Here is a 1,071-nt window from a genome sequence, read left to right as displayed (position 1 = left end):
CCTCCACGCACTCACCCACCACCGCACCACCACCGGACACCCCACCACCACCATCGCCTGGGGACCCTGGACCACCGGCATGGCACACCACCTCGACCTGCGGCGGGGCATGCGGCCGCTGCAGGAGAAGGAAGGCCTCCAGCTCTTCGACGCCGCGCTCACCGCGGACTCGCCAGTGGTCGTCCCGATGCACCTGGACGCGCACGCCCTCACCGCCGAGACCGGTTCCGTGCCCGCCCTGCTGCGAGCGCTGGTCCCGGTGGTTCGCCGCCGCGCCGCCACGCGGGAGGCGGACACGTTCGCCGACCGGTTGCGCCAGATGACCTCGGCTGACCAGGGCACGGCCCTGCTCGCCCTCGTCCGCGACCAGGTCGCGGCCGTGCTCGGCCACCACGACCCGCTCGCAGTCGACCCGGCCCAAGCGTTCCGCGACCTCGGGTTCGACTCGCTCACCTCCGTCGAGTTCCGCAACCGCCTGAACGCGGCGACGGGGTTGCAGCTGCCCGCGACGCTGGTCTTCGACCACCCCAACACGACCGCGCTGGTCGAGCACCTGCGGGCGGAGGTCCTCGGCGCGTCCGCGCGAACCGCCGAGCCGCGGGCGATCGCCTCGACCGGCAGCGATCCGATCGTCATCGTCGGGATGGCGTGCCGCTACCCCGGCGGAGTCACGACGCCGGAGGAGCTGTGGCAGCTCGTCGCGTCCGCGGACGACGCCATCTCCGCCTTCCCCACCAACCGCGGGTGGGATGTGGCGAGGACCTACGACCCGACGGGCGAAGCGCCGGGGACGTCCTACGTGCGGGAGGGCGGGTTCCTGCACGACGCGGCCGAGTTCGACGCCGAGTTGTTCGGCATCTCCCCACGCGAAGCACTCGCCATGGACCCCCAGCAGCGGCTGCTGCTCGAAACCGCCTGGGAAGCGTTCGAACGCGCCGGAGTCGACCCGATGTCGCTGCACGGCAGCCGGACCGGCGTGTTCACCGGAGTCATGTACAACGACTACGCCGCCCGCTTCGACCAGGCGCCCGACGAGGTCGCCGGGCACCTCGGCAACGGCAGCGCGGGCAG

Annotated in this window: 1 protein-coding gene; it reads left to right on the top strand. The window is 72.5% G+C overall.

The window, feature by feature from the left end; all coding sequences use genetic code 11:
- Positions 1-79: 79 nt before the first annotated feature.
- Positions 80-1,071, top strand: a 992-nt coding sequence (locus ABT324_RS33365) for an acyl carrier protein (RefSeq protein WP_351185911.1), incomplete at its 3' end; no start/stop codon positions are given.

Origin of the sequence: Saccharopolyspora sp. NPDC000359 (assembly GCF_040300525.1) — a bacterium.
Taxonomy (GTDB): Bacteria; Actinomycetota; Actinomycetes; order Mycobacteriales; family Pseudonocardiaceae; genus Saccharopolyspora.
Note: the sequence above shows the minus strand (reverse complement) of the source record. Positions and strands in the feature narration are given on the sequence as shown.